General features: G+C 40.3%; 26 protein-coding genes and 1 pseudogene. 25 read left to right on the top strand and 2 right to left on the bottom strand.

What is annotated here, in order from left to right:
• Positions 1-179: 179 nt before the first annotated feature.
• From EHV15_RS35495 to EHV15_RS35415, 17 genes and pseudogenes are all read left to right on the top strand, one after another.
• Positions 180-1,403: an S-layer homology domain-containing protein gene (locus EHV15_RS35495; protein ID WP_128635977.1), complete on the top strand. Its 1,224-nt coding sequence runs from the start codon at positions 180-182 to the stop codon at positions 1,401-1,403.
• A 12-nt stretch (positions 1,404-1,415) separates the two neighbouring features.
• Positions 1,416-3,707 carry a DUF5704 domain-containing protein gene (locus tag EHV15_RS37815; protein WP_246062118.1) on the top strand — a complete coding sequence of 764 codons (2,292 nt, stop codon included), beginning with the start codon at positions 1,416-1,418 and terminating at the stop codon, positions 3,705-3,707.
• 575 nt (positions 3,708-4,282) lie between these two features.
• Positions 4,283-5,152, top strand: coding sequence for a hypothetical protein (locus EHV15_RS37810; protein WP_128635976.1), 870 nt, complete (start codon positions 4,283-4,285; stop codon positions 5,150-5,152).
• Positions 5,153-5,322: 170 nt separating this feature from the next.
• Positions 5,323-6,366: a hypothetical protein gene (locus EHV15_RS35480; RefSeq protein ID WP_128635975.1), complete on the top strand. Its 1,044-nt coding sequence runs from the start codon at positions 5,323-5,325 to the stop codon at positions 6,364-6,366.
• A 191-nt stretch (positions 6,367-6,557) separates the two neighbouring features.
• On the top strand, positions 6,558-7,001 hold the full coding sequence (locus tag EHV15_RS35475) for a hypothetical protein (protein WP_128635974.1): 444 nt from the start codon (positions 6,558-6,560) through the stop codon (positions 6,999-7,001).
• Between the two features lie 186 nt (positions 7,002-7,187).
• Positions 7,188-7,388 (top strand): annotated as a pseudogene (tnpA, locus tag EHV15_RS35470) (IS200/IS605 family transposase); the annotation flags it as partial.
• 49 nt (positions 7,389-7,437) lie between these two features.
• Positions 7,438-8,607 carry an RNA-guided endonuclease InsQ/TnpB family protein gene (locus tag EHV15_RS35465; RefSeq protein WP_128635972.1) on the top strand — a complete coding sequence of 390 codons (1,170 nt, stop codon included), beginning with the start codon at positions 7,438-7,440 and terminating at the stop codon, positions 8,605-8,607.
• Between the two features lie 203 nt (positions 8,608-8,810).
• Positions 8,811-9,140, top strand: coding sequence for a hypothetical protein (locus tag EHV15_RS35460; protein ID WP_128635971.1), 330 nt, complete (start codon positions 8,811-8,813; stop codon positions 9,138-9,140).
• Between the two features lie 93 nt (positions 9,141-9,233).
• The gene (locus tag EHV15_RS35455; RefSeq protein ID WP_128635970.1) at positions 9,234-9,494 is read left to right on the top strand and encodes a hypothetical protein; all 261 of its coding nucleotides are present in this window, start codon (positions 9,234-9,236) and stop codon (positions 9,492-9,494) included.
• Positions 9,469-9,879 carry a hypothetical protein gene (locus EHV15_RS35450; RefSeq protein WP_128635969.1) on the top strand — a complete coding sequence of 137 codons (411 nt, stop codon included), beginning with the start codon at positions 9,469-9,471 and terminating at the stop codon, positions 9,877-9,879. The genes EHV15_RS35455 and EHV15_RS35450 overlap by 26 nt, the downstream gene beginning before the upstream one ends.
• 165 nt (positions 9,880-10,044) lie before the next feature.
• On the top strand, positions 10,045-11,250 hold the full coding sequence (locus EHV15_RS35445; protein ID WP_128635968.1) for a hypothetical protein: 1,206 nt from the start codon (positions 10,045-10,047) through the stop codon (positions 11,248-11,250).
• 11 nt (positions 11,251-11,261) lie between these two features.
• Positions 11,262-11,507, top strand: a complete 246-nt coding sequence (locus EHV15_RS35440; RefSeq protein WP_178076125.1) for a helix-turn-helix domain-containing protein — start codon at positions 11,262-11,264, stop codon at positions 11,505-11,507.
• Positions 11,508-11,511: 4 nt separating this feature from the next.
• Positions 11,512-12,078, top strand: coding sequence for an NYN domain-containing protein (locus EHV15_RS35435; protein WP_128635966.1), 567 nt, complete (start codon positions 11,512-11,514; stop codon positions 12,076-12,078).
• A 20-nt stretch (positions 12,079-12,098) separates the two neighbouring features.
• Positions 12,099-12,593 carry a hypothetical protein gene (locus EHV15_RS35430; protein WP_128635965.1) on the top strand — a complete coding sequence of 165 codons (495 nt, stop codon included), beginning with the start codon at positions 12,099-12,101 and terminating at the stop codon, positions 12,591-12,593.
• 234 nt (positions 12,594-12,827) lie between these two features.
• A complete protein-coding gene (locus EHV15_RS35425) occupies positions 12,828-13,424 on the top strand; it encodes a hypothetical protein (protein WP_128635964.1) in 597 nt (198 codons plus the stop codon).
• Positions 13,425-13,543: 119 nt separating this feature from the next.
• Positions 13,544-13,864, top strand: coding sequence for a copper amine oxidase N-terminal domain-containing protein (locus tag EHV15_RS37805; RefSeq protein ID WP_246062116.1), 321 nt, complete (start codon positions 13,544-13,546; stop codon positions 13,862-13,864).
• Positions 13,752-15,098 (top strand): thermonuclease family protein, encoded by a 1,347-nt coding sequence (locus EHV15_RS35415; protein WP_425464497.1) that lies wholly within the window; start codon positions 13,752-13,754, stop codon positions 15,096-15,098. Before EHV15_RS37805 ends, EHV15_RS35415 begins: the two co-directional genes overlap by 113 nt.
• Here EHV15_RS35415 and EHV15_RS35410 read toward each other — a convergent pair.
• Positions 15,095-15,475 (bottom strand): aldo-keto reductase family protein, encoded by a 381-nt coding sequence (locus tag EHV15_RS35410; RefSeq protein ID WP_128635961.1) that lies wholly within the window; start codon positions 15,473-15,475, stop codon positions 15,095-15,097. The genes EHV15_RS35415 and EHV15_RS35410 overlap by 4 nt on opposite strands.
• 216 nt (positions 15,476-15,691) lie before the next feature.
• On the opposite strand from EHV15_RS35410, the gene EHV15_RS35405 reads away from it, so the two are divergent.
• From EHV15_RS35405 to EHV15_RS35375, 7 genes are all read left to right on the top strand, one after another.
• Complete coding sequence (locus tag EHV15_RS35405; RefSeq protein WP_128635960.1) at positions 15,692-16,594, top strand: ComEC/Rec2 family competence protein; 903 nt, start codon at positions 15,692-15,694, stop codon at positions 16,592-16,594.
• 18 nt (positions 16,595-16,612) lie between these two features.
• Positions 16,613-16,831 carry a DUF3006 domain-containing protein gene (locus EHV15_RS35400; protein ID WP_246062112.1) on the top strand — a complete coding sequence of 73 codons (219 nt, stop codon included), beginning with the start codon at positions 16,613-16,615 and terminating at the stop codon, positions 16,829-16,831.
• Between the two features lie 132 nt (positions 16,832-16,963).
• Positions 16,964-17,347 (top strand): hypothetical protein, encoded by a 384-nt coding sequence (locus EHV15_RS35395; protein ID WP_128635956.1) that lies wholly within the window; start codon positions 16,964-16,966, stop codon positions 17,345-17,347.
• Between the two features lie 17 nt (positions 17,348-17,364).
• Complete coding sequence (locus tag EHV15_RS35390; RefSeq protein ID WP_128635954.1) at positions 17,365-18,531, top strand: GGDEF domain-containing protein; 1,167 nt, start codon at positions 17,365-17,367, stop codon at positions 18,529-18,531.
• Positions 18,532-18,954: 423 nt separating this feature from the next.
• Positions 18,955-19,152: a hypothetical protein gene (locus EHV15_RS35385; protein WP_128635953.1), complete on the top strand. Its 198-nt coding sequence runs from the start codon at positions 18,955-18,957 to the stop codon at positions 19,150-19,152.
• A 159-nt stretch (positions 19,153-19,311) separates the two neighbouring features.
• Positions 19,312-19,878, top strand: coding sequence for a hypothetical protein (locus tag EHV15_RS35380; RefSeq protein WP_128635951.1), 567 nt, complete (start codon positions 19,312-19,314; stop codon positions 19,876-19,878).
• A 226-nt stretch (positions 19,879-20,104) separates the two neighbouring features.
• Positions 20,105-20,479 (top strand): hypothetical protein, encoded by a 375-nt coding sequence (locus EHV15_RS35375; protein WP_128635949.1) that lies wholly within the window; start codon positions 20,105-20,107, stop codon positions 20,477-20,479.
• 47 nt (positions 20,480-20,526) lie between these two features.
• Here the strand turns inward: EHV15_RS35375 and EHV15_RS35370 are convergent, their stop codons facing one another.
• The gene (locus EHV15_RS35370) at positions 20,527-21,360 is read right to left on the bottom strand and encodes a helix-turn-helix domain-containing protein (protein WP_128635948.1); all 834 of its coding nucleotides are present in this window, start codon (positions 21,358-21,360) and stop codon (positions 20,527-20,529) included.
• A 1,002-nt stretch (positions 21,361-22,362) separates the two neighbouring features.
• Between EHV15_RS35370 and trfA the strand changes: the two genes are divergently transcribed.
• Positions 22,363-23,496 carry a plasmid replication initiator TrfA gene (gene trfA, locus EHV15_RS35365; RefSeq protein WP_128635946.1) on the top strand — a complete coding sequence of 378 codons (1,134 nt, stop codon included), beginning with the start codon at positions 22,363-22,365 and terminating at the stop codon, positions 23,494-23,496.
• Positions 23,497-23,512: the final 16 nt, after the last annotated feature.

Raw genomic sequence — 23,512 nt, 5'->3', positions numbered from 1 at the left:
GATTTGAAGTCTCTCGGCGAGATTACGACAACCGCCACAATATATTTCTCCCCAATCGGAATACCTTGAACAACAAAAATGATCATCTTTTCCGATATTAAATTATAAGCTCCAACATTCGTGCTCTCAGGCTAAAGCGGAGTATTATGGAGAAAAAGAGACTCTAGGAGGAGAAAAATGTGAAAAAGTCACTATTAGCATGCTTGACAGCACTTACTCTCTTATATGCACAAGCACCTGTTGGTAACCAGACGGCAAACGCTGCAGTTTACGATGATATCAATGCAACTGTTGATTTTGGTAGTGATACTTCAAAAAGTCCCATTGAAAATGTCGATAAAAACTTTAAAGATGTTGTCGACCATTGGGCTGAAAAAAGTATCGTCGAAGCAATTAATCGAGGTTATGTTGATGGTTATCCTAATGGTAATTTCCTCCCCAATAACAATGTCTCCCGAGCTGAATTCGTTAAAATGCTTGTTTCCGCAGTGGGGTTAAATGTCGGTACTGCAAGTGGTGGTTGGTATGCGCCATATGTAAGCGCTGCACAATCAGCGGGTATCTATGCACCCGGAGACTTTAGCGATTCAGATTGGACAAGAGTAATGAGTCGTGAAGAAATGGCAAAAATCGCTGTTAGATCTCTTGGTATAACTGATGTAGAAGAAAAAGAATGGATGTATTTAGCAACAAAACAAGGGATTATAACTGGAACCGCTCCTGGAGTTATAGCTCCTGATGGAACAACTACAAGAGCCCAATCTATTACAGTGATTGAACGTATCTTATCCATAAAGGATGGAAAGAAGCTATCAGTCGATAAATACGCCGTTGCCGCTGCAGAAATGTATTGGCATAAAACCAATATTTTCACTGTGGCAGAGGACATATTTAATGCTCCAGGAAATCAAAACAATCAGAATCACGGGATCAATTCTTGGAAGGAAAGAAAATTAACGGTTGCAGCAAGCGATGGACATGTCAAAGGCCAAGTGAATAGCATTACCGCTATTGACTGGAACGACCTAAAAGATCCGAATCGTAAGTTGCTGCCTATTAAAGACAAACTCGTTTGGGTGCTGGGTGGCAAAGAAACAAAATTTACAGATGATATGGACGTGTATGTAGTTTTACTGGATTCAACATTGGTTGTAAATAAAAAACCAGAATTGTATCCTACGAACCGTCTGTCCTTATCAATTCGTGGATACTCTGGACAGCGTAACGGTATCAATCAACCGACACTAATAAAATCTAAAGATCCGAAAAAGGAAGTTTACGGACTTGTCATCCCAAAGACGAAATTCCAAACCAGTGGTATGCTTCAAATTATTGTCGAGACAATGCCATTTGGTGCACCACTAAATAGCAGTACGTTATCTTCTTCGGTTCTTTCAAAGTAAGGACGTGATCAATTGAAGTTTCTTCGAGTCGTGTCTATTGCATTACTTGTCTCATTTTTAACCGGAACAATGGCTATCTTCCCATCTTTGAATGTAGCTAGGGCTGCAGGTGAAGAGGCCCGAGATGTTACTTATGAAATGGAAGGCGAAAGCAATGATTACGATTACGGAGGGTATTTGTTTTCAGATAAAGCCACCTTAAGTACAAAACCTATTGTAGTTGAAGCTCCTGCAGGAAAAATCATTAAGAAACTTGAATGGTTAGATAAATCTACTGGGCAAGTTTTACGCCTGCTATCTGGATTCACTCCAGGAAAGTCAAAATATACTTCAGCTGATGGGTTGAAAGATACTCTATCTGGAACAAAACTCAAAGTCACTTCTCGTAATAACTCAAACTACGGAGGAGTATATTACTGGGATCGGTGGTCAGTTGGCAGTGCAGCAAATTGGTATGGTGAACACTGGAGAGCAGGCGGTGGGCGCGTCAGTAAAACCGATAGTATAGGCTGTGATGATAATGTACCAACTGAGACATTTGGTGGAAAAGCTCTTCCGCGTTATCCTGGTTGTACAGACCCTTATCTGGAAGCAGATATTCCCAGATCACAGGCTTTTTATATTAATGACCCAACTGACCCACTAAATGATCTTTGGATTAAAGACGGTGCTATCTCTGTTACGGATGTAACTGTTGCAAATGTAGTGGTAGACGATAGCACCGAAATTCCCGACGTACACGGAACGACTGGTACTTCCGATCCAAGTACAGTAGGCGGACAAGTTGCGAATGTTGAGAGCATAAATAAAATTACAATATACTTCCAACAAACATTTAACAACGACACGTACCATAGAGATTGGTCAAGTCCTGGTGCTAAACAAGTCTGGTATTTTTCAAAGTTTTATGCTGATTTCAACTCTTTTACTTATCGATACAAGGATAAAGTTCTTAGAGCAACATTTGCAGATGGTGTTTCCGGTCTCGAAATAACTGGAAATACATGCGTTGCTCCAGGGGGAACCACACAACTGACCGCTACACTTACAAAAGTTGACGGAAGTATATGGCCATTGAAGAAGCATGACAAATTAACATGGACGAGTTCTGCTCCGAGTATAATGACCGTTAATGATTCTGGGCTAGTTTCATCTGTTGCAACTTCTGGAACAGCTACAATCACAGCCCATTTTGTTGACCAGGCTCAAACACTTAACGAACAAGACACATTTGATATGACAGTTGGAACCGGATGTACGTGCATAGATTATGGAGGGGATAACCCTGGCAATGAGAATCCCGAACAGCCTGGAGGCTCCGGTCAATGCACATGGATCATTGGTACTCCTACTCAGTCATCTCTCATGAGGCAAAGTGATATGGAACCGGATGCAAATGGCGTTATAAGAGCTGACAATAGAGATTCTGAGAAATTTGATGTACTTCAAGGAATTCCAACATCTGAATCTCTATATATAAATGCGACATCAGATAATTATCTCTTTAAGCAAGAGTGGGCTAAGATGTCCGGTAAAACAACATATAACTGCACTGTTCAAGTTAAGTATTCTCGTACATGGACAGTTCCTGGACCTCCTAGATGCTCAGAAACAGGTTGTGTACCTGGCCCACCTGTCCAAAAAGCAGATACGCAGTCAAAAACATACACATTTCAAATGTACCGTGATTACTCTTACTGGATGATTAATAATCTGGAAGTGTACGTTATAAATCGTGCTGAAATGAGTAACTACGCCCTACCTCACGAAAAAGTCACTATGACACCTACAGGATATACACCACCATCTCTCGACTCAACACACAACGAAGCAGTCAACAATCATGTAAACCCTGCGAATACTAGGGCGATTACTTACACACCACCTATACTTCGAGGGGGATTAAATCAACCTCCTGCTATTCCTAACGATACAGATTTATTGAAAAGTATGGCTGAAAGTAATACCGACCAAAGTAAAGTGAATAACGATATGGTCAATTTCAACGGAACAACGATTATGAGTCCAAATGTGACATTGAAAGATGGACCAACACCTACGAATATCCCTAACCCTACCAAAATTAGTCGTGACGTGCTTTATAAAGCCAACAATATGATTAGCAATACACTTCTGAACAAAGCAAATACTATAGGGACAGGAACTATTTTCTATGAATTGTTACCAAATAACGTAAACGGTGGAGCAGATGTGCAGTTCCCAATCAATGGTATAAATACTGTTACGGTCCATACCCCGACTGTAAACTATTCAAATGCTTCGGATGACAAAGAGCATAATTAACGAACAAGCCCTGATTACTCAAGACGAGCCTTTATTCTTGATCGTCCTTTTACAGTTACAATTCCAACATCGGGGCAGCATCGAAACATTCCGGGATATGGCAACCGTGACTACGCAAAATATATCAAGTTAAAACAGGTCCAATTCGAGTTTGATGTTTATTCGGGAGATATTAGCAAGTTCTACCCGGCCAAAACGTGGATTGATATTCCTGTGCCACAGATTACCACAACTTTCTATCTTCCGAAGTGGGTAAATGAAGGGGACTATACAGTATATTACCGAAATTTTGCTGAAAACTCACCAAATTCAGGATTTACTACCCAGCAGGATGCTAACTTAGACTTGGCGAATTACGTTGCAACAAACACCGTTCCCGTTCAAGTAATTGGACGTGTCTATGATTTCAGAATCACTGATATCGCTGATCCAAGCTGGGAAACTGTGTTCAGAACTTCAAAAGGGAGTAGTAACCCTAAAGGACCTCCTATTGGGTCGGTTTGAACGGAATTGATGGAGCTGCAAAGGGCACTCAATTCCCGTACGTTCTGCCTATTTTAAGAGGTAGTCATCCGTTGGCAAATTACAAAAGCGCTTCTGTTAAAACGGGCTACCATTTAAAATTCGATTTGAAGACAAAGGGCAACATGTACAATGACAAGGATGCGATCCGGATTACACCAACGTTCTATTTTCAAGACAACGATCCATCCACGCAGCCAAATCGGATTCCAGTTGACCTTTACTATCACTCTGATACTAACAAGTTTGTAAAGGTTGGTTCCGCAGCAGATGTTGAACGTCGGGAGATCATTTTGAACAACAGACTTCGCAATGTGCCCTACTCAGATATCGTAAACACCGCTGGATCGATTTACGACTTATCAACTGGATGGTCAATGACCAGAGACCAGTATGTGAGTGCCTTCGTTAAGCGTTCAACAGAGCTGACATACGTCGGAGGTTATGATGTACAGATTCTGCCTTCGCCTCTTAGAACGTTCATTAATACCTTTGAACGTCCAGCTAACGCGAATGCTACACCTGCTCGAGTAAATGCTTCTGTTCAGCAGTGGTATGGTGAATACAGCCTTCCGGCATCAGTATATGTAGTGACAAAGGGCACTGACCTGGCAGTTTATGGCCGGAAAAATCGGTTAGATGATAAATCTCCTATATTTTTGAAGAATGGTTATATTACCGTTAACTTCAATATCGAGACCATCCGGAACGCGGATCTTGCGCATCCCTATCTACAATACATCCATGGACCATTTAATAATCAGTGGTGGGATATGGAAGGTTATGATAGTACAGGTGGCAGACGCGACCACCTCATCACCGATCCGTACGGTGTGCAATTTAAAATCGAAGACGGAGACGTGATCTTTTATGATGCAAATCGCTCCTCGTATGACGATTATGCACCAAAAGGAACACACTAAGTTCAAGGCCCCCTTACGTTTCCTAAAACTTTCATCAGTTGAATATTACATTGTATAAAGGGTTTGAATAGTTTATAATTAACATAATCGAATATAAAAAGCGGAAGCACCGCCATTCAGGGTTATTACCCATTGAATTGGCGGTGCTATTTTTTTTTAGGGAGGAAAATATGGAAAACAGCGTTCAAAAGCCTTTGATTCTAGGCAACTTCTACAACGGTGAGGGAGAAATGGCTTGGGCATGGTGGCTGGAAGAACACGGACTTTTGTCCATTGTTGGCGACCTACATCTATCCCCTAGGAAGAAGATTGTGGCCGAGATTACGGAACTCATGGGCCGGCGTGACCCGAATTCAGTTTTCACGATTACAAATCAGCCACCTCAGTTGGGTGAACCTGCGAATATAAAAGCTATTCTATGGGTAGAAGATTTTCCCGATCCTCCAGAGTTTTTTAATGACCGTCAGTTTTACATTGATAATCGACACTTCTTCTCCAGCTTTTACTTTAACTTGATTGCAAAAATTCAAGGTATTCCTAGAAGCCAACTTCTGCCCCCAATAAGCTTCAAACCACACATTGAAGGTCCATTAATTGGGTATAAGCGGGCGATTGAAGCATTGAGCGACGACGTTCCTTATAAGCAAGATATGATCAATTATCTATCTGGACTTACTGATGTTCCTTGGGTCTCTGTAAAAGATCAAGGCCGTAAATACTTTATTGATCCTAATCAATCGTTATACGAACAGGCACTTTCTTTCTTACGAGCTGCTTGGTCATTCTGGGCATACACCTGCCAAACAGAAGAACCGCAGCAAATGCTTCTTGTAATCGAAATTCCGAAGGAATTACTGCGTAAAGGCATAGATCCCTTAATTGAGAAAGTGATATTTCAAGCCATTAGTATTCTTAAATACGTATCGGCCGTAACAACGACCTCAATCATTCTATCTTCAGAAATGCTGTATCCGGCTCCAGAGTTGGCGTTCAGGTACAAGCTTCTTTTCCAAACTGCTGATGCCGATCTAGATTTCACAAACGAAGGTATCAAAAATATGGTCGACCCAGCATTGCTCCATGAATGGGAAAGAGGAAATAAAAACGTCGGCATCTGGATGGATGACTTTGCAATCGATGAAAACGATAGGCAAATTCTCGTTCGTATTGGTGATTTTCCTCCGTTCTTTTGGGATGACTTCGTGTTGTCGTAGCGCTCTATTCCATTCCGATCAAGGCGTATGGTATAATAATTTCATACCTTGCATCCATTTTTTTCTTTCCCTGGTCAAGCGATGGGGGACATTCTATGTACGGAATCCACCTTTAAGGTGTCTATGTCTGTCTATTTTGACGACAATGACCGCCTTAAGGGTTTTTTATTATCTAAATTTATGGAGGTTTAATGATGAATTCAGTTTCTTTCGAAGAGTATTGTCGGGCGCTTGGGGTAAATGTGGAATTTGGAGAGCTATCGTTCTGTGTACCACCTGTTCATGAAGGTGTCATACATTTTCGTGCCTTTTGTTTAGCCGAATTACTGATTAAAAAGGTATACCTCGAAGATATTTCATGGGCCGAAGTAAAAAATATTTTCACCTACTCAGAAGATAAGATTTATGCCCTAATTCAGTTTAATTCGTGTGAAAGTGCCTTTCCAATGGAGATTCCTTTGTCCGCTTTATTCGGGACTAAAGAGTCAATCGAAATTGGAGCGAACAAAATACTCAAGGATTTGCCAGAAAGAATTCGAGTATGGTTAAAAGTAACCAAACATGGATTTAAGAAGATGACCTTAAAAGAATTTCACAACAAATTGGGTGGCAGATCAAATCTCGTCCATAGCTAATTAGGGCGACGGATATTTTATGAAAAAAGCCCGGGAAGTGTTATCTTGTTTAACAGCCTTCCGAGAGAAGTCCCCTTCCTCTATAGGGAGGGGATGAATATCGGCCAGGCGAAGCCTGGAAGCTCTTATTGCGCTGGTTTGTGGTAATTCGATATAATCAGTCCTAGCTAGATATACGGTGTATTGATGAAATTAGACTCCAATAATCATTCAGTGTTCTCCTTGAACTACCATCTCATACTTTGTATCAAATACCGTAGAAAGGTGTTAACGGATGAGATTTCCGAGTATGCGAAAAGCGTTTTTGAACGCATTGGATCAAACTATCGTATTGCGATCAGCGAATGGAATCACGATCATATTCATGTGCTTTTCATGGCGCATCCCACACGGAACTATCCTATATTGAGAGTCAAGGGAAGGAGGTGAAAGCGGAGTGATCCGATGTGTCAAAACAACCTTTCGAACTTCCAAAGCCGACCTGGACAGACTGTTTGCGTGCAACCGGATTTCAGCCGAAATCTGGAACCAGTGTCTGTCGGTCGCCAAGAACTATTCCCTGCAGCATGATGGAAAATGGATTGGAAAAACAGAACTTCAAACCGCTTTGAAAAATCAGTTCCCCCTTCACTCACAGTCCGTACAGGCGGTTTGTCATAAATATCTGTTTGCCAGAGAGAGTGCAAGGCAAGCGAAAAACCAGGGCCTGAATGCCAAATACCCCTATAAAAACAAGAAGTATTTCAACACAAAATGGGTAGACCAATCATTCAAAATAGAGGGCAACACGATACAATTAAGTCTTGGCATCCAGAATGGGAAGCGCCAAGAGCCGATTCAGATTATTGTTGCCGATTTGCCCGATGCCGAGATCAAAGAAATAGAACTGGTGTATGACCAAAAACTCACGGTCTCTCTTTGCTATGAGGATGGGAAAGTAGCAATGGAAAACGATGGAAGCGAGGTTGCAGGAGTTGATCTGGGTGAAATCCACTCGATTACAGCAACGACCACCGCAAACCAGTCGATCATCATCACGGGAAGGAAAGCAAGAAGTATTCATCGGCTTCGAAACAAGAAGCTGGCCGAGATCCAGAAGCTTATGAGCAAATGCCAAAAAGGCAGTCGGCAGTGGAAAAAGTACAAGAGAGCCAAAACCTACATACTCAGCAAAAGCGAACGCCAACTCCATGATGTCATTCATAAAACAACCAAGCAATTTGTTCAGTGGTGTACGGAAAATGAGATCAGAGAAGTCGTGATTGGTCAAGTGGAAGGCGTAGAGCGTCATACGAAAAAGAAGAAAGGAAAGACCGTCACGCAAAAGTTATCCAATTGGAGTTTCGGCAAGATTCGGAAACAACTCGAATACAAACTTGAAGAACATGGAACAAGCGTGAAGATGGTAGATGAAAGCTACACGAGTCAACAATGTCCTTGTTGCGGTAGAAGAAAAAAGACTTCTACAAGAAACTATAGCTGTTCCTGCGGCTACAAAGAACATCGGGACGTTCATGGAAGCAAAGGAATTTTGTCCAAATATCTGCATAGAGAAATCCGATATTTGGGCGAAACGAAATCGATCAAGTATCTACGGATCGCATAGCCTGAGCGAGAAGTAGTAGACGGTGAGTTCCCACCCACTTGCAAAAGTGTTGCTTACTGAATCATACCGTTAGATTTCCGCCTCTGGTAGCGAAAGCAAGTAGCCAACCTACTTGTTTGCAGAAAGTAACGGTATGAACTGGTAAGAAACCCCTACTTCTATGCGAAGCGTAAGTAGGGGAGGTTCATAGGAGGGATTGCTTTATGAATAATGATAGCTCTGTTACAGATTATATTGCGATTAAATCTTTAATGGCGAGAATACTCCGGCAATATTACGTATCTGATAATATTATCGAGAAAGAAGAACTTCAAAATAAATATACTTCATTGCTTGAAATGAGCAAAAGATTCGATGAAGTCTCGCTAACTCAACAGGAAAAGCAGTTGATTGAGAAGATCGACGAATATTCCAATCTCTTCGAAGAATATCACCTTACCGACAACATAATCAGAAAAGCAGAAATCGAGGATATTTTCAAAAAAGCGATTCTTAACAACGAAACACCCTTGAAAGCTCAACCGGGAGAGTAGTAATCCGATTTTTTTGAATAAAGCAAAAGTTGCAAACTATCTAATTTGGTTTTACATTGAAATCAATCAAAACCTCATCTGGAGTGATATATAGTGGCAATGACATACACAATGGAACCAACAACTCATGAACTCAGCCCCGTTGACGCTGCAGTTCTAATGAAAAAATACGTAACACTACTAGGAATGATTAATTACGGTACTCCTGAACAGAAACATGTCGCCAAGACACATATCAAGGTGCTAGACAAAATCATCCACAAACATCTTAACAGCGCAGCATTTGAAACCGCCCAGAGAAACCTTGGTTTCTCAGAAGAGGATATTGATGCAGTTACACAGACAATCCACTAAAATGCTTCGACACCTTGCTGTATCTGCTGCCACTGTCGGATCTGTATTTTTCTTTATCTGGACCATAATAAACGGAATTAATTTTTTTGGTGTTCCGAATCCTTCCTGGAAATTAAAAGGTCCTTTCATGATGAGTGTAACTGGATTATTTTTGATGGTGCATGCACTATTTCTTATTTTCTATTCTCTATGGGCCAGAAAAACAAAGTCCGATCTGGAATACATTTATAAGATGGACAGAAGAGTATTATTCGAAAAATACAGTAGAGTCTTCATTAATGAAGAACTAATTAAAAACTTAGGTCACAACCCCAGAGCAATGAAGAAACTTTCCCAAAAAGATAAACGTGAAGTCTTCAGTGGTCACTACATAAGTGATCGTTGAAGAAATGCTTAATTTATTCGAGTGTTTATGGTATAATATTCGTAATCGAATACCTTATGAGTGGAAGCACCGCTTACGTCAATTATGACGTGATCCGGTGCTTTTTCGTTTGCATCGAGAAGAACAGACGATCTCCATTTTGTTAATTAGGAGGCGTAAGGCTTTATGCAGTGGGCAAGGTACGGTTCAGAAAAAAAGAATATTTCGGCAATGTACTACCGTGAAGCAAAGCACGGTGATGTGTTCTGCAGATTTTGTAATGGCAAGATGACTTATGTAAAAACAGGGAATAGATCACCGCATTTTCGTGTTAGTGATCGAAAAACTCACACCTGCAAATACTTCGGTAATGATATCGAAGAAATTGTTTCAGCCTGTTCCTCGGTTGTAGAACTCGATCGGAAGAATAATGAAAGCCCAATCTTCAAACTAAAAATGAAGTCGAAAGGACGGGACCAATCATTTGCAGAATCGGCAGTAAACCATTCTGCTGATGGATTACCGCTTCGAAACATGTGCTTTCATCAGTGTGTAAAGGAAAAGGAACTTTTTAAGTTCATCTTCGATATCCACAATAATTTTTTGAAGAATGAACATGACCATGTTCTTCAATTCCGATTCGTGCTCGAAGAAGGAGGCTCTTTAGCAAAAATCAAAGCTGAAGACCTTATACCTTCATATAAGAGTATTATTCAATTGGATGCTAAAGGGAAACTAAGCAATCGAAAGAGATTCATTGTAGGTTCTATTCTTTCAGCAAAAGAAACAGTTAAGAAAAACATTGAAGTTACCCTTCGCGGCGAAAAAACAGAATCTGGATTCTATATTAATCACACAGTAATTTTCATGAAACGAGCCTTAGATGTTATGAACCTACATATTGGTGATTTTTATAAGAATCGACCGATCATCGTCTATGCAAAATACAAAATGAATGAGAATAAAAGAGAGATCATCTCGTTTGTTAGCGATGTGGATGATTTTGATTTTGGAAAGTACACAAGCATGGATGGAGATTGGCTAGACAACAGCGAAAAAAGAGAAATTGATGATTTCTTTTATACTAGGAATATTATCCATACTGTCCCCAATCCTACTATGGCCAAGCTTTACTTTCAACAAGAGAACTCGATACTGGTTCCTGATTGGGTGATCTTTCTTAAAGAAGCACCAGTGGTAGTGGACTTTGCAGAAAGGCCTAACGATATACTTCATGGACCATTGGAGCTTAAGAGAGACTATTTTGTAAACCGAAAGGATTGCTATTATATGAATGTGTTCAAAGAAGATTTAGCAAATAATTATGCTGGATTGAAGAAGAAAATCCTCGCTATTCAACCCAATCTTCAACTTAATTTTTATGAATCGTGAGGTGAAGGATCTTGTCAAATGGTCAAGACGATAGAATTACTACCATTGCAGCCGACTTGAAAAGAGAGCGTTTAAGAAGGAAATTCTCGCAGAAACAACTTGCTAGAAAATTAGGTGTATCTAAAACGACAATTTCAGCGTGGGAACGGGACGTGAGATTCCCTAAAGAGCAACATTTACCACTTATTGCTGATTTACTTGATTTATCGGAAATACATCTATTGTTAGTTTCAAAAAACCGAAAGATGGCAGGGTGACAACATGAGACCAATTGGCAAACGCTTAAAAAGCGCCATCCTTATTGATGAAAGCAATGCAATACACCAGTTACATGATATGGGAATCACCGGAATCAGATCATGGAAAAAATTTTATCAGGTAGTTGAGGATTATCTTAAAGCAAACTACGGAGATAAGATGTTGACCGATTACAACTTTTATGGGACCCTCCCCCCGAAACAACTTGATGAAACGAAGTATAATAATCGCTACAAATTTTTAGAGGCCTTGAAACATGATGGGATAAACGTTTACAGAGGCGAATGCTATTTTCAAGATAACAGGTACGTGGAGAAGGGAATTGATTTACTCATTGGCTTAGACCTAGTAGAATTCGCGTTTTATAAGTACGAATATGTCGTTGTCTTTTCCGGTGATGCTGATTTTGTTCCTGCGGTTGAACGGGCAAAAAAAAATGGCACATTGGTTCTTGCTTTGTTAGGAAGGGAAAAAGCTGCATTTCACCTTAGGAACATCGTTGATGTCGTAATAGACCTCGAAATGATCATTGACCAACTCGAGCCAGATACTTTGATTAGAAAATCTTAAAGGATAAAAGGATAGATCTCATGAGAAAAATAATCGCGAATACGTTGTTTTATTTCATAATAGTCGGACTCCTGTTATTGATAATCACATTCGTCGGAATCGGCCTAAAGGAAGTCGCAAGTTGGTTTTCTTTAATAATTCCCGCTGAACATCAGATGTATTGGGGAACAGGGGCTACTCTTTTTCTAATTGGTTCATTTATGTTGATGTACAAGTTAGAAAAAGCGCAGACAAGACGCCGTTTAAGCAAAATATACCCAATAACAAACGAAAATATGTCCGTCTTCCGGAAAGTTCTAATCCTCTGCGTTGAAACACATATCAGTTATCTCATGGGTTTCCTTGAAGGACTAAAAGATCATGATGATAACGAAAGTTTAAAAAAGTTGTATGACGATTCCCAAAAAGAGGCTGATTCATATAAAGGCATATTAAATAAACTGAAGTCAGAGAAAGAGATTACGAATGATGAACTTGCAATTCTTAACGAATTGTATTCAAAAAAATTATTATAATTTTACATAGTGAGACTGAGGTTTAATAAGAATCTCGGGGGCACGATTAAAAGGTAATTAAGAAGCCTTTTGTATTTATAGGGGAATGTTTCAAATCGGTTCCTTGTACTATAAAAATCAAGTATTCTGTTGGAATCCCACGCATTAAGAAATTCACAATTCAATTGACGACAGACTTTAATTTGATCATGGTATAATACCCCATGAGATCATTTTCATGAGGAAGTGAATACCATGAGTGAAACCGCAAAATGGGTTCTACAAATTTCTGCAGCTATTGTCTGTGCTGTTTTCGTTTACCAATACATTGTATTTAAAATTGAGTTCAGAAATGAAGTTAACGAATGGCGTCAGAAAGAAGAGGAGAAAAAAATGAAGGAATTGGTAGCGAATAATCCTTCTTCTACTAAGGTAGAGTTTTCATTGGATGACATTTTGAAGCAGATTAATGAAATGTTCGATCATGGCTTTATGGTTGGCCTGGACGCAAGCCTAATGTCGAAATACCCACAAATTACTGAGTACCTTAATCATGAACTTTTATTGGTTACGGAAGAAGTCGCAAAAGCTGCTCGAATAGAAAATAACGTGGTTGGCATTCAACATTTCAAGGGATTAATGTCCCAACAAGACAAAACATTGAACATTTCCGTCGTAAATGATTCTTTTGTACGGAAGATCGGCCTGGACTACAAAAACGTCTCTGATCGTGCAATCGGTTCGTATTTGTATGCGGAAAAAACAAATCTCATTAACGTAAAATTCGTAACACTCGATCAAAACTCTTTTGAAAGAGCAACCCTCGTTGGTTTAAGAGCCGTTCTCTTCTGAATGCTTGCCGCCAATACTCAAGTTCCTATATAATGGGGTTAATTGAATATCTTAAGCGACGAAGCACGCGCACACTCCTCTGGAGTTGTGCGTTATTTTTTTCTAGGGGGAAAATCGAAATGATTAAAAGGCTCATCATCAGTTCCATGGTTGCAATTATTTCATTGTCAGCTCCATTCCAGAATGGTGCGGCGGCACGTAGCCAAGTCTACGTATATCTGGATGGAAAACGCATCAACTTCGATGCAGCTCCTCAAGTTCGAAATGGAAGCACAATGGTACCCATGAGAGTCATCTTCGAAGAGCTGGGTGCTTCCTTGGAATGGGATAAAGAAACACAAGCAATTACAGCAAAAAAGGAAGCAAGCACGATCCATCTTACAGTATGTCCCGCTTCGCTTTGTAAGCGAGTCCTTAGGTACAGATGTGGGGTGGATTAAGGAAACAAGCACTGTTACGATCAACACTGCCCTTAAGAAAAAGTTCAAAGTAACTCATGTCCGTGATGGAGACACTTTCGAGGGGAAGTATCTGGAAGGACCAAATGCCGGTGAATCTACGGTGATTCGGATGATTGGAATGGACACTCCAGAAACCGTAAAGGAAAATACACCAGTTCAGTTTTACGGTCCTGAAAGTTCCGATCATACAAAAAAGATGTTAACAGACAAATCTGTGTACATTGTAAATGATAAATCGGATGATCCATACGGGCGGACACTCGCCTATGTATTTTTGGAAGATGGTTCATTGTATAATGCGGATCTCGTTGCAGAGGGATATGCAAGGGCACTTGCAATCGAGCCGAATACCCAATGGAAAGATTTATTCTCTTATCTTGAAGCAGATGCTAAGTCTTCGCGGCGGGGACTCTGGAGTTCGGATGCAACAACCTCCAATACCAATTCTGAACTGATGAGTTTTCTTGAGAAGAAAGCTTCTGAATATGGTTATTCCAATGGCGAATTTCAACCGGATCAATTGATCACGGAAGAGATGCTTCTGAAGTTTGTTATTATCGCCATCTACCCAGAAACTAAGGCTTTATTCTTGGCCAAGTCATTCTATGATCTCAGCCAAGATGAACAATTCCAGCAGATTCTTCAATACGCTATTAAAGCCGGTCTTGTTGCAAAAGACGAAATAATAGATGGAAACGATCCGGTGCCGCTTTCTTATGCACACACCATAATTAGCCGAGCCCTTCATCTTAATGAAATAAGCAAAGACGTTAACTTGAGCGATTTTGGTGTTTCTATTAATCTAACAAATGCTAAAACCAACTTAACAATGGGCGATGCCATCCTTCTAGTAGAGAAAGCTAAAAATATTCACGATCCTTTACAGGAATACTTTTCTCATATGGCTGAAGCGGTCAAGAGTTCGGAAACAATCGAGAATCTATCCTCAACTTTGTCAGATCTCGCCTTGGCAGATAAACTTAAAACATTCGCCGGCAATGTGAAGTCGTCAGTAAGCGATCCGGAACTTCTTTCGAAGGTCAAATCCGGTGCATCAGATCTTCTATCCTCTCTGCAGTCGTTAATTAATGGTGGATGGAAAGACCTGATTAACTTAACGAAGATCAAAAAGGCCGTCGATGAAACAAACGACAGCCTGAAAAAAGCGGAGGACGCTCTTAAAGATGCCCAATCCATTAATTATATCCCTTAATATTCGATATCTTTTACCATAAAGCATTGCGCCCTCAAATGCTTCATTAGCTGCTCGGCATATTCAGGGGATGGTTTGAAATCGAGTGCATGAGTTCGAATGGTTGAACGTACCTTGTTGCCTTCCATTCGATAAAACTCTATACAGAATTTTTGTTCTTCTGCTACCCTGTCTTTCGTATACAAGACCAGTGGGAGCCTGATCTCGAGAAAAGAGATTTCCTTTTCGGAATCTCCATTCCCGTATGAACGGGCTCCATCAATATATTTTTTCAATATTTCATAATTCGCGGAGCAGTGATATTTCCAATCTTTAAGAAGCTCGTCCTCCGAAATAAAACCAAGTAGTAACCAACGAGTTAGTTCAGATATTTCCAAATAAATGGCCCCCTTAAAAAGTAAACGCACCTAAATCGGCAGACCGATCAGATGCGTGCTTCGCATTGACTGTATTCAATTATTTCTATTATAAATCCATAATCTTGTAGCGTCTACGCAACTACAATTTAAGTACATGGATTTTATACAAGGTATAGATTAGATGTTAAAGTAAAATTAACGAAATGAATTTTGGAAGGGGAAAGAGAACTAATCATGAAAAAGAGTAAAATGATATTTGCAGCTTGCATGGCTTTCATCTTGCTGACGCTTTGTGGATGCACTTCATTTCAAGACAATGCAAGCTTTGCCGCATCGAAACCATCCAGCACTTCCGCTTCTTCCGTGATAAGCGAAGACAGCCAACTAAAAGTGATCTTCCTTGATGTTGGACAAGGGAATGCACAATTGATCTTGACACCCTCCGGCAAAACGATGTTGATCGATGGGGGGAACAATGGTAGAGAGAAGGATATGTTTAACTATATCAAGCAATACAACGTAAAAAAAATCGACGTATTGGTCGGCAGCCATCCGGACGCGGACCACATTGGAACGTTTCCGGAACTCGTAGATGCATTGGATATTGGAGCTGTATATCTCCCCAGAGCCTCCAGCAATACTAAGACGTATGAAGCATTGCTTACTTCAATCAAGAATAAGGGTCTTAGGATTAAGACGGCAAAAACTGGCGTGACGATTGACCTTGATGAAAAAATCAAAGTCGTGATGGTGGCACCGGCAGATACGTATGAAGATACAAACAATATGAGCGCCGTGGTAAAAATTACATATGGTCAGCAATCCTTCTTGTTCCCAGGTGATGCTGAATATAAAAGTGAACAAGACATGATTAAATCTGGAGCCGAACTTGGATCAACTGTTCTTGCAGTTGGCCACCACGGTTCGAATTCTAGCACCAGTGTTGGCTTCCTTAAAAAGGTTAAACCACTGTACGCTGTCATCCAAGTTGGGGAGGATAACAAATATGGCCACCCTACCGAGAAAACGTTAAAGAAACTTGAGAATCAAAAAGTCAAAATCTTACGCACCGACAAGAATGGTTCAATTACTTTCACTACAGATGGAAGTTCATTAAAAGTCGCAACAGATAAATAAATGGGGGTGTTTAAGAAGGTGAAAAAGGGGATTGTTGATCGCTTCGAGAATGAATTCGTGGTCATTGAGTTTGAAGGAAGCCATACAAAAGATATCCCGCGTGTTATGGTTTCTCCTGAAGTAGCTCATGGAGATGTCGTGGAACTCCATGACGGAATATGGCAACCGAACCGAGTAGAAACCGAAAAACGGCGGCAGAAGATTAAGGAACTAGAAGACGAACTCTTCGAAGATTAAATGTCCGCATTGAGGAAGGGGGCGTCTTGTTGTATAATAATACTAATCGAATAGTACGAAACGCGAAGCACGCGAACACCCTTGGTGGGTAGTTCGCGTTTTTTTGTTTTCTAAAGAAAGATGGGGTGGAATATGAAAAAGAGGTACAAATTTTTATGGATTGCGCTTGGGGTCTTCCTCCTATTTGCATTTAATTTACAGATCGTTGTCCCAGCAATTTATATCTCGATTGGATTCATTCTATATGTCTTTTTCTTCTGCTGGGCCAAAGCTAAGGAGTTGGACAATAGTTACGATGGATGGTATTTCGTTTTAAATACAACCCAGGGAATGTGCTACTTCATAATTAGTGGCAGCCTTTTATGGATGCCCGTTCTGCTTCCTTTTATTATTGAGCAGAGTGAAAAACTTAAATTTCGCAAACGAGAATCCAACAATGGTTTTTCAGCTTGGCTGGAGTATCTAAAGAATCCGATGAAACTCCACCGTGATTGGTTCAATAATTTTTATCAATGATAAGGATGTGACTTTGGGTGAATATCTTCAATTTCTTCATTGGGGTGAAGGGGGAGTTTCTTCAAGCTCTTCTCCTCTTACCTGTTATTTTGCTCATATGGGCTTTTTCCTTGGAACTGCATAAAAAACGCAAAAGGAGGTCTTATGTGATCTTGTCAAATATATCGATGGTTTTTGCGATATTCACCGGGATCACCGTCCTCGCCGCACTCACTTTGTCTGCCTTGGGAAGAGAAACCCAACTTTTTTCTTCTATTATAGGTGGCATCTCTAACGCGGCATATGTAACTTTATTATTCGGCTATTTTAGAATTCATAATAAAGCTGATCTTAAGACTTTACTCGTCTTTATTGGACCTGCAGCTCTAAGTGCTATTACAGGCATAGTATTACCTTTGCTCGGTAATGTAATTTGTTTGCTTTCTATTGGAGCCATTTTCTTTTTACACGGAAGAAAGCTTGGACGGGGACAGCAAAACCTGATTTCTTCCAGTCTTTTTGGATTGTCTCTTTTAATTTCATCCATTACGAATTTAGTTCCAGACATTCATGGTGCTGTTTATATGGTTGGCCGAATCCTACCAACAGCAGCCTACACTCTTCTTCTGATTAACCTTCTTGTACATTCGATGGTTATCATGCAGAGTTCGTATGTTTCTGCTATTACAGACCCATTAACCGGACTATTTAATAGAAGGTATTTAACCAGGTTCATAACGACTTACATCGAAAGAAATTATCCGGTAAACGTCATTTTCTCCGACATCGACAATTTTAAGACGTTAAACGACACAAAAGGACATAAAGTGGGCGATGAAGTACTTAAGCAAGTCGCAACTATTTTTATGGAAGAAGTCGAAGGCATTGGTGTGGCCGGCCGTTATGGTGGAGAAGAGATGGTTATGCTCATTCAAGATACCGACATCGACATGAATGAGCTTACCGAAAGAATGCGGGTGAGGATCGAAAAGGAGACGATTGTTACTGCAAGTATCGGATATCGTTTATTCGAAGCAGGAGTGGCTCCAGACCAGCTGATCAAACAGGCCGACGTAGCAATGTATATTGCCAAGGAGAACGGCAAGAACTGCGTTGTTCGATATACAAGGGGTAATCAAACAACAGCTACTACCAGTCCAGCTACAAATAATGGTGTTGGGAATTCGGCAATGAGTCATGGCTAAACTGCCTCAACAATTACAAGCGATTGAAGAACCTAAAACTGATGAGGTGTGCCCTCACGAGTGGGCTGAAGCATTTTGTATATCAGAAGACTTCAGCACTCTTGAACCCAATGGTGAAGAGTGCATCCTATGTGGTGAAAAGAGAAGGAATATAATATAAGAATTTTGATTTTCAGCTACAGGCGGCCTTAAAATAAGATCAAAAGATGTATAAAAATGCAAGAAGGCAACCTTTGGAGGGTTGTCTTTTTCGAATTCCTCGAATAAAATGAGACTATAGTCAATGAGTTTTGTTTCTGATAGTGAAATTTAGGGTATTAATGTTAGAAAGATCCACCCTACTAAATCATAAATGTCCTTTCAATAGTATCTATATGTAGATACATGTACGGTTAAAAAAAATGAGCTAAGAAGGGAAATACGATGAAAGTACCTAAACGATATCTTAAAAAAAATCCTAGCATTTTTAAAGTGGTCGGACTTTCCTTTAAGCCGCGGACAACTATAATGGGTATGGAGAAAGATACAAAGATTGGATTTAAGATTGGCGATTGGGACGAACCCATAGACTTTATTCCTTTCTTTCAAACATCAGAAAATTATACACCGCAAATCCATTAAAACTGTGATATGAAAGGTCCCCTTTTCGGAGGGGGCCTTAATTTATGTTTAGAAAACAAATGGCTGGTTAACAATGGGAACAGAATCGGTTAGCTGAATACTTAGGATGACCGATACATATATTGACTTAAGGGAAAACAGCAAAGGATGGTGCAGATAATGAGTACAACCCGTTCTGATGCTTGGAGCGAACATGACGATTCAATTCTTGCTCAGATCGTTATTCATCACATTAAACACTGTAGCACTCAGCTAAGAGCATTTGATGAAGTAGGTCAGAAACTGGGCAGAACTGCAGCTGCATGTGGTTTTCGTTGGAATAGTACCGTTCGCAAAAAAAATGAGCGGGAAATTCTACTAGCAAAAACATTTAGACAGGCTCAAAAGAACAAAAGAAGTTCGCAACCAATGAAGATGGGGAGGCTGCTCGATCAAAAAACTGATTTTAACTCCTTAATCACTTTTCTTCAAAGTCTCAAGGTAACGTATAGCAATGCACAATTACGGCTCACTCAATTGAAAATCGATCTGGAATCAGCAAATAAAAGCATCTCTTTACTCAAAATGGAGAGGGAGAGGTTGCTGTCTCTTGCTGCACCAGAAAAAACCGTGTTATCGGGTGAAGTGAACGAGAATTACCAAGCATTGTTGGCAATCTTACAGCATGCCAATCAATTGATGCATGACGAACCTTTTTCTGATTTGCATCAAGACAAGACGGGCTAAGGTAATGACCATCACTTCTCAGATCGCACATTGCATGGTATGATTTAACCATACCAATTCACACCTTTTCTTTCTCTCCTGCAGGCGCGATGGAGAGTATTCTAAAGCGAAGCACCTAACAAGGTGATTAAGGTTAATTCACACGTGGTTGTGGTTTCCTTTTTTACAATGTTGGGTGCTTTTTTGCGCCCAAATAAACCTAAAAAATCGAAAGGATGTGTTAACCATGAAACCAAGAAACATTCTTAGTAGTGACGAGTCCAATGTTCGCTTTTTCGAGCAACATCAAGTAATACCACATCGATATGTATTACCCGAAAACGGACCCGGCTGCTCCAGGAAAGCCTCAGCATTCGCTGAAAACCATACTGCAAGTATGGGCCTCGAGAGAATAAATGAAATGGTGCCGAAATGCAGTCGTTGTAAAAAGGAAGCAAAAGTAACCACGATGAGCCGTTTCAACACAGATATCATTTGTATTCCCTGCGAGAACTTGGAGAAGCGACATCCGGAGTATTCTAGAGCTGTTGAAGTTGAACTCCAAGAAGTCCAGAAAGGGAATTACAATTATCCTGGGATAGGTAGACCAGCCGATCTGTAAGGATGATTTTTTTGTTTGCTTAGTTGGGGCCCAAGGGGCTCCTTTTTTTATGATACCTTATCGATTTTATTGAGTTCGATTTCCGACCGTACTTTGAGGTTCTCATTCCTAAAAGTTGCCACGAACCAATTAATAGGATTATCAATGCGGTTTCTAAGCAACCGATTCGCAAATTTCTTTATGGTACGGTAGATGGAATCAACGTGATATTGTTGTATTGCCAGTTCGATGTGTGGGTATAACTCCGTGACTACACAGCTGGGGAGTCTGAACATTTTGCAGCAATCTAGAAATTCTGTCTGATGAAAGCAAAGTACACCGCTTCCTTGGAATTTCAACATTTTCTCGAACACATCTGCATAACATGCATATTTTTGGGCTTCGATTTCGCGCGTGCGGGTGATGTATTCGTCATCTTCTTTATTTATTTCAGTAGCAGGATATAAACCTAAATGATCTTGATTATTAAACCCTGCATTATAGGGTGCATGTGATGCGCATAAGCTATCCAGAGATGCATCACATGCATCCTGTTCCGGGGGAACAATCTTTCTTTCCGGAGCAGTAGAGGACGGTTCGATCAACTCATATCGATTCGAAGTTTGTTTACGCGTACCATCAGTAAGCTCCTTGTAACGGGGTTTCTTTTCAAGAAAATTCCGAGAAACTAAATCCTTAACGACGTATTGAGCTTTACGTTTACACATTCCACCCGCAGATGCGATGGTATCGTAGTCTGGAAATACATCGCCATGTTCGGCTTGGAATACTTTAATCACGACTAAGATCATCTTCTCAAATGTCTTAAGTTCTTCACTTTCGAAAATGGTCTTCAACCCAATTAATAAGTTCTGTTCATTAAGACTTGGATTCACATGCATGAATAACGCCTCCTAAACGTTTCTTCATGCCGGTAACCTCTTGAATTTACCATACATTTTCCGTATAATAAGAGCACCGGCATTGTTTATGTCGTTTTTTAAGCGACTTTAACACGGCCCCAGGATCGCTGTTTTTTGCAGAAAACAGGTCCTGTGGAATTGTTCGGTTGCTGCCTTGAGTTAGCGGCTCGAGTCAGCGCATGAAGTTTTTTTGTGATTCGGCCTTAAGGCCAGGCTCCCTTTATTGGGAGTTTTCTTTTTTTATATAGGGTATATTTTTCTGTTATGTGGCATAAACTACTAATTTCATGCCTTATGGTCATTGTATTTTTTGATAAATTGCGCGTCAAGATATCGGGGTTGAAAGGACGCGCTTCAATCTATCGGGGTTGAAAGGACGCATTAACGGGGCCGAATGGACAAGGTATCGGGGCTGAAAGGACATTATATTGGGGTTGAAAGGACGAAAAAAAATAATATAATTTTTTTTTGTTGAAATTTCCCTATCGGGCTTGATCGGACATATTATCGGGGTTGAAAGGACGTGCCTCCAAGAAAAGTATCGGGGCTGAAAGGACAGGGCTCCTTCAGCAGATGGGTATCGGGGTTGAAAGGACGTAGGCAATCAAAATAGGTATCGAGAACAATAGGACATCTAATCATCTCAGAGATTCATAAAGTATCGGGGCTGAAAGGACATCCCGGCTGTATGACCAACAGCAATATACAAATATAAAAGTATCGGGGTTGAAAGGACGTAAAGGATGTTGAATATAAACTTTCAAATTTCTTTCATATCGGGGTTGAAAGAACATCAAACATAAGTATTGAGGGAAAAGTGATATAAGTATCGGGGTTGAAAGGACGGAATGTCGGGGGTTGGCGGACGAAATATCGGGGTTGAAAGAACATTTAAATCAACATATACCTAGGAAATTAAACCTGTGGTATTCTAATAGTATAAATATACTGATTGTAGTGAACAAGGAGGGACTGTTATTCATGGTGGCCAAAAGACAGAATATCGAGCTATGGGTCTCAAAAATAACAGCCATGGAATTGCCTGCCGATGATCCGAGAGTTTTGGATTTGATAAATAGAGCTGCTGATCAATTAAAGACGAAATCCAAGGAAGAATCGCAACGACACATTCGCAACGAAGGTGAGCTGGAACTTCAAAAAAAGCTTTCATTGACGAGTGAGGGTCTGTCGGATGAAGAAAAAGAGAATATTAATAAAGAAATATACAAGCACCAGGTAAAACAAAAGATATGGAAGACAGCACAAGAAATCAGAAGGGCTACTTATTATAGTAAGCCGTCACATCCATACGGGAATATTTTCTCAGAAAGTGCAATTAGCTCTATTGCGAAGTCTCGAAGCAAGGCTACGGTTAACGTGGATGGAGACAATCTTGTTAGAGATAATCGAAGAACGAAAATTTATCACCCTGGAAAAAAGGAATTAACTCTACAAGATGCAAAAGTCTTGATTGGAATTCATAAGCTTTGGGAAGAGAGTGGGAAACAGAAGGAATTTGAATTCACCATATACTCTTTGGCAAAAGCGATGAATCGAGATACCGGTGGCAAAACCTATAACGAAATCTGGGAATCCCTTGAGGTTCTCCAAGACAGTAAATTTGAATTCACGTTTTATTATGATAAAGGTATGATTGATTCTCTGGACCGAATCAACATCCTCCAGGCGATTGGCCGCCGGGATCGAAACAGTACCTTTAAGATTATGTTCTCTGATCCGATATACAGATCACTTCAATCAGGAGCTATTGCTTACTTAAGTCTCGCCATCTTGGAGGATTTGAAGACGAATACAGCACAAAATCTTTACCTTTTCCTGCCGGCACAAATTGCACAAGGGATTACACGTTGGCCTTTAGACGAAATTGCCTTGTTGATGGGGACAAAGGGGAATCGGCCTGCCAAAAAGAAAGAAATAGTTAAAGAAGCCTGCGAAAATATGAAGGAGATCTCTCTCCTGGACGGCTATGATCTTCATGAAGATGAATCCGGAGCAACATTCCTTGAAATCAAACCGTCAAGCCTTCTTCTTCTTTCGAGCAACAGCGTTAAACAAGCGCAGCAACAGCAAATACAACTAGCGTTCCCTATTTAATGGGACGCTTTTTTTG

Origin of the sequence: Paenibacillus oralis (genome assembly GCF_003863965.1) — a bacterium.
Taxonomy (GTDB): domain Bacteria; phylum Bacillota; class Bacilli; order Paenibacillales; family Paenibacillaceae; genus Fontibacillus; species Fontibacillus oralis.
The sequence above is the reverse complement of the archived record's forward strand: the minus strand, read 5'-3'. Positions and strand labels throughout refer to the sequence as shown.

What these genes read in the sequence shown, in the direction of transcription:
- EHV15_RS35480 (WP_128635975.1), top strand. Translation starts at nt 5,323, where the DNA reads ATGGAAAACAGCGTTCAAAAGCCTTTGATTCTAGGCAACTTCTACAAC.
- EHV15_RS35475 (WP_128635974.1), top strand. Translation starts at nt 6,558, where the DNA reads ATGATGAATTCAGTTTCTTTCGAAGAGTATTGTCGGGCGCTTGGGGTA.
- EHV15_RS35460 (WP_128635971.1), top strand. Translation starts at nt 8,811, where the DNA reads ATGAATAATGATAGCTCTGTTACAGATTATATTGCGATTAAATCTTTA.
- EHV15_RS35450 (WP_128635969.1), top strand. Translation starts at nt 9,469, where the DNA reads ATGCAGTTACACAGACAATCCACTAAAATGCTTCGACACCTTGCTGTA.
- EHV15_RS35445 (WP_128635968.1), top strand. Translation starts at nt 10,045, where the DNA reads ATGCAGTGGGCAAGGTACGGTTCAGAAAAAAAGAATATTTCGGCAATG.
- EHV15_RS35435 (WP_128635966.1), top strand. Translation starts at nt 11,512, where the DNA reads ATGAGACCAATTGGCAAACGCTTAAAAAGCGCCATCCTTATTGATGAA.
- EHV15_RS35430 (WP_128635965.1), top strand. Translation starts at nt 12,099, where the DNA reads ATGAGAAAAATAATCGCGAATACGTTGTTTTATTTCATAATAGTCGGA.
- EHV15_RS35425 (WP_128635964.1), top strand. Translation starts at nt 12,828, where the DNA reads ATGAGTGAAACCGCAAAATGGGTTCTACAAATTTCTGCAGCTATTGTC.
- EHV15_RS37805 (WP_246062116.1), top strand. Translation starts at nt 13,544, where the DNA reads ATGATTAAAAGGCTCATCATCAGTTCCATGGTTGCAATTATTTCATTG.
- EHV15_RS35405 (WP_128635960.1), top strand. Translation starts at nt 15,692, where the DNA reads ATGAAAAAGAGTAAAATGATATTTGCAGCTTGCATGGCTTTCATCTTG.
- EHV15_RS35395 (WP_128635956.1), top strand. Translation starts at nt 16,964, where the DNA reads ATGAAAAAGAGGTACAAATTTTTATGGATTGCGCTTGGGGTCTTCCTC.
- EHV15_RS35385 (WP_128635953.1), top strand. Translation starts at nt 18,955, where the DNA reads ATGAAAGTACCTAAACGATATCTTAAAAAAAATCCTAGCATTTTTAAA.
- EHV15_RS35380 (WP_128635951.1), top strand. Translation starts at nt 19,312, where the DNA reads ATGAGTACAACCCGTTCTGATGCTTGGAGCGAACATGACGATTCAATT.
- EHV15_RS35375 (WP_128635949.1), top strand. Translation starts at nt 20,105, where the DNA reads ATGAAACCAAGAAACATTCTTAGTAGTGACGAGTCCAATGTTCGCTTT.
- EHV15_RS35370 (WP_128635948.1), bottom strand. Translation starts at nt 21,360, where the DNA reads ATGCATGTGAATCCAAGTCTTAATGAACAGAACTTATTAATTGGGTTG.
- trfA (WP_128635946.1), top strand. Translation starts at nt 22,363, where the DNA reads ATGGTGGCCAAAAGACAGAATATCGAGCTATGGGTCTCAAAAATAACA.